Here is a 4,739-nt window from a genome sequence, read left to right as displayed (position 1 = left end):
TGAGGGGCAAACATATTGCTTTGTACTTAGGCAACGACGGTGAAATCTGCCCTCGATCACTGCTCACACTAATACAGAAATGGGGAAAGACAGCATACTTGCCCGTCATCCACCCCTTAAAACCACAACAGATGATTTTTTGCCAAGTCTCTGCATCAAGCCCTTATATCAAGAACCGTTTCGGTATTGAGGAACCTGACTTTAAACGCTGCAAACAATTCAATGCTAAACAACTGTCAACAGTGTTAATGCCACTGGTAGCATTTGATAGCGAAGGAAACAGAATGGGAATGGGAGGCGGCTTCTATGATCGCACTTTTGACTATAAGCGACGGCTTCCTCAGTGCAAGCCTCGCTTGATTGGATTAGCACATGAGCTGCAGAAGATGGACGCGCTTCCGGTCAATGACTGGGATGTCAGCTTAGATGCGATCGTCACCGATCAAGGTATCTATGCAAAAAAATAAGCCTATGCAGAATCAAACGAGCAAAAAAGCCGAGTAATTCTTTATGAATAGAGAGTTTTAGTAGCGGCTGGCTGAACGATCAAATACATGCTCAGTACTAGCGTTCTGAACCGGCTCTTCATCAGCACCAATGCTAATAGAAGAAAAGCCACTTATGACCAAACCGATCATAAATATACCGATTACAGCCAACATTGTATCGGGTTTCTTCTTCATATTTTCCTCAAAATAAAACTTTAATAATCAGAAAAATAGCACAGCTTTAGAAAATTTCCATTAGAACCCTGCTTTAAGTAGCGGATTCTAATGGCTTTAGCACCTAATTACTAGCGTTTTGACTTACCTGCCCTCAAGAAAAGTTGATACGCCTCATTATCCGTCTCGACCCAGTATCGGAAACCTATCTCATCTAGCATTCCCTGAAAGGCTTTCGTATCAGAATCTTTCAGCTGCACCCCCATCAGGACACGACTGTATGCAGCGCCATGGTTACGATAATGGAACATGGAAATATTCCAACGAGTACCAAGTGAATTAAGGAATGACATCAGCGCCCCTGGCCTTTCAGGAAACTCGAAACGATAAACCTGCTCATCACCAACGCCTTCAGAACGCCCACCGACCATATGCCTGATATGAAGCTTTGCAATCTCGTTGTCAGTCATATCCAGCACGGGATAGCCTTGGGACTCTAACTCTGCAATAACACGCGCCCGATCTTCGCCACCCGGAAGCACTTGCACACCAACAAAGATCTGCGCGTCACTTCCTTCTGCATAGCGATAATTAAACTCGGTCACATTACGAGTTTGCAGCGCTTGAATAAACTTCTGATAGCTTCCAGGCTTTTCAGGGAGAGTGACAGCAATGATTGCCTCGCGCTGCTCACCAATTTCAGTTCGTTCAGAGATATAGCGTAAACGGTCAAAGTTAACATTCGCCCCACTAACGATGGTCACTAAATTCTCACCACTTAAGCCTTCACGTTCCGCATATTTTTTTAAGCCAGCGATGCCCACCGCACCTGCGGGTTCAGCAATTGATCGTGTATCATCAAAGATATCTTTAATGCCTGCACAAATCTCATCTGTTGAAACAGTAATCACCTCATCAACATACTTTTTGGCAATTTCAAAAGGCAGCTTACCAATCTGTTTAACCGCGACACCTTCTGCAAAAATCCCTACTTCTTCTAGAATTTCTCTACGCCCAGTCTCTAGCGCCACCTTAAGACATGCCGCCTCTTCAGGCTCAACACCAATCACTTTTGTTTCGGGGCGAACAAACTTAATATAGGCTGCCATTCCCGCAATTAAGCCGCCACCACCAACCGGCACAAACACCGCATGAATAGGTGCGGTATGCTGCATTAGTAACTCCATTGCGACCGTCCCTTGCCCGGCAATCACATCTTCATCATCGTATGGGGGAATATAAACCAAGCCCTCTTTCTTTACCTTTTCTAAGGCATAAGCGGAAGCTTCATCAAAGGCATCACCAACGAGTTCAACTTTTGCGCCCTTCGCCCTGACCGAGTTAACCTTAATTTCAGGGGTCGTTTTTGGCATAACGATAGTCGCGTCGATACCAAGCTTCTGCGCAGCTAAAGCAAGCCCTTGCGCATGATTACCGGCAGAAGCCGCAATCACGCCAGCTGCTTTTTCTTCATCTGTGAGTAAACGAGCACGGTTATAGGCTCCACGAAGCTTAAAAGAGAATACAGGCTGCAGGTCTTCTCTTTTAAGGTATATTTGATTATCAAAACGCTCCGACAATAGCGGCGCATGTGTCACCGGCGATTCAATAGCAACATCATAAACTCTGGCATCAAGTATTTTCTTGATATAACGGTTAATTGGCATCTTGGAACTCTTCACTTATAGGGCTGACATATAGACAAACAGCGTATAGGCAGACTTAATATAATTTTAATACCCTGCTCAATACCTGATAGCTAGAGAAAAATAAGCATCGAAGTGAGCACAAACAATCATAATCCTTTTCTCACTTATTGTCGGGCATTATAATGCCATTTATAACGATCAATACGCCATAATCAGATATTTACCCTAGCGGAGCATGCATGAACCAAGATCAATTAAAAAGCGCAGTCGCCCAAGCTGCTATTGACTATATCCAGCCGAAGTTGGATAACGATAGCATCATCGGCGTCGGCACCGGGTCGACAGCGAATTTCTTCATTGATCACCTTGCTAAAATCAAACATCAGTTTGATGGCGCAGTGGCCAGCTCCGAAGCAACAGCGGAAAGACTAAAAAGCCATGGCATTCCTGTTTACGCGCTGGGCTCAGTAGATGAAATGGAGTTTTATGTCGATGGCGCAGATGAAAGCAACGAGCGACTAGAGCTCATCAAAGGCGGCGGCGGTGCACTTACTCGAGAGAAAATCGTTGCTGCTGTTGCCAAAAAATTCATCTGCATTGTAGATGCCTCCAAGCAAGTTGGCTTGTTAGGTGAGTTCCCACTTCCAATTGAAGTTATCCCTATGGCACGCAGCCTGGTAGGCCGGGAAATTGTCAAACTTGGTGGTGACCCGGTTTATAGAGAAGGCTTCGTAACAGACAACGGCAATCATATTCTAGACGTTCACAACATGAAGATTCTCGAACCGAAGAAGCTCGAAGCCGAAATCAACAACCTTACAGGCGTAGTCACTAACGGTTTATTTGCACTTAGACCCGCAGATCTGCTGTTTGTTGGCTCTGAATCTGGCGTAAAAATGCACGAAGCCGTATAATCGCGCACTTTATCGCTCTGCGAAAAAATTCAGGTCAGTAACACCGCTTATTAACGACAGGACAAAGCTATGATTTTTGACAACATTCCAGCAGGAAAAGACATTCCTAACGACATTAACGTCGTAATTGAAATCCCAGCTCAAAGCAGCCCGGTAAAATATGAAATCGACAAAGACATGGGAGCTGTTGTAGTTGACCGTTTCATGTCCACGCCAATGTTCTACCCAGCAAACTACGGTTTTATCCCGCACACTTTGGCTGACGATGGTGATCCATTAGATGTATTGGTTATCACACCATATCCAGTTATACCTGGCTCAGTAATTCGTTGTCGCCCAATCGGCATGCTAGACATGGACGATGAAGCGGGTGGTGATGAGAAGCTAGTAGCGGTACCTCACGACAAGCTATCTCCTGAGTACAAAGATATTCAGGATATTGAAGATATTCCAGTGTTACTGAAAGAACAGATCCAGCACTTCTTTGAGCGTTACAAAGAGCTTGAGAAAGGCAAGTGGGTAAAAGTAAAAGGCTGGGAAAATGCAGATGCTGCTCGTAAGTCAATCGAGAAGTCTGTAGCGAACTACAATAAGTAAGTTGTAGCGCTTAGCTCTATATAACAAAGGCCGCATCAGCGGCCTTTTTACTATCTGCACTTCACGAGTGCTAGAAAGTTAGCCCTGCTGAAGCAAACTGCGCAAGTCGATAATGGCCGCTGATGCTCTTGAGATATACGAAGACATTGTCAAGCTATGATTAGCCAACATCCCAAAGCCACTACCATTTAGAATCATCGGACTCCAAACAGCCTCTTGAGTCGCTTCCAATTCCAGTGTTATCTGCTGCAAGCTTACCAAAGCATTCTTATTGATCAGCACTGCCTTAAAGTCATGCTCTATTGCTTTTAGTATATGCACCAGCGCCCAAGCCGTACCGCGTGCTTCATAAAACACATCGTCTATTTCCATCCAAGCAGTCTTACGCTCCTGAGCACCTTCTGCAGCTGTCGACTGCTGAGCACTTGCATCGCCCGCCAAACCCAAGTCAAGCTGCTGGCGACCAACACTTTCACTCAAACGGCGCGACAAACTCCCTAAACGATTCTCGACTTCAGATAGCCAACTTCTTAAATTATCTGCTCGCGCATAGAACTGAGCGTCCGGTTGTTGAGGGTCAGAGAGACGCGCTAGGTAACTACGCGCTGCCTTCACGCCACGACGATATTCCGACTCACTGGCCGGAAGTGCCCAACTACTGTTATCGAAATGAAACTGGGGCTCTGCAATCGTTAAGTCCTTATCTTCAACCGACTGGCTTTGAGACCGGCTCAACTCCTTACGAAAGACCCTGGCCAAATCACGAACCTGAACCAGCACGCCATATTCCCAATTAGTAATATTATCCAGCCATAAACCAGGCGGAAAAATATCATTGCTAATGTAGCCTCCCGACTTATCCATCAGCGTTTCCATCAAATAGATCATCGTTGCTGTTGTCGCAAAGCCAGGAACCG

Annotated in this window: 6 protein-coding genes; 3 read left to right on the top strand and 3 right to left on the bottom strand. The window is 45.5% G+C overall.

The window, feature by feature from the left end; genetic code table 11:
* The coding region (locus A3735_RS17690; protein ID WP_156499741.1) for a 5-formyltetrahydrofolate cyclo-ligase at window positions 1-467 on the top strand (467 nt) is incomplete at its 5' end.
* Window positions 468-524: 57 nt separating this feature from the next.
* Here the strand turns inward: A3735_RS17690 and A3735_RS29755 are convergent.
* Both A3735_RS29755 and ilvA read right to left on the bottom strand, forming a co-directional pair.
* Window positions 525-683: a hypothetical protein gene (locus A3735_RS29755; RefSeq protein WP_156490412.1), complete on the bottom strand. Its 159-nt coding sequence runs from the start codon at window positions 681-683 to the stop codon at window positions 525-527.
* Between the two features lie 110 nt (window positions 684-793).
* Window positions 794-2,329 carry a threonine ammonia-lyase, biosynthetic gene (ilvA, locus tag A3735_RS17685; protein WP_068512212.1) on the bottom strand — a complete coding sequence of 512 codons (1,536 nt, stop codon included), beginning with the start codon at window positions 2,327-2,329 and terminating at the stop codon, window positions 794-796.
* A gap of 221 nt (window positions 2,330-2,550) precedes the next feature.
* On the opposite strand from ilvA, the gene rpiA reads away from it, so the two are divergent.
* Both rpiA and ppa read left to right on the top strand, forming a co-directional pair.
* Window positions 2,551-3,225 (top strand): ribose-5-phosphate isomerase RpiA, encoded by a 675-nt coding sequence (rpiA, locus tag A3735_RS17680; RefSeq protein WP_068512208.1) that lies wholly within the window; start codon window positions 2,551-2,553, stop codon window positions 3,223-3,225.
* 69 nt (window positions 3,226-3,294) lie between these two features.
* Entirely contained in the window at window positions 3,295-3,822 is a 528-nt protein-coding gene (gene ppa / locus A3735_RS17675) for an inorganic diphosphatase (protein ID WP_068512204.1), read from the top strand.
* Between the two features lie 78 nt (window positions 3,823-3,900).
* On the opposite strand, the gene A3735_RS17670 is transcribed toward ppa, so the two are convergent.
* On the bottom strand, window positions 3,901-4,739 hold an 839-nt coding region (locus A3735_RS17670), incomplete at its 5' end, for a DUF2333 family protein (RefSeq protein ID WP_068638368.1).

The sequence above is a fragment of the Oleiphilus sp. HI0061 genome (assembly GCF_001635675.1).
The sequence above is the reverse complement of the archived record's forward strand: the minus strand, read 5'-3'. Positions and strand labels throughout refer to the sequence as shown.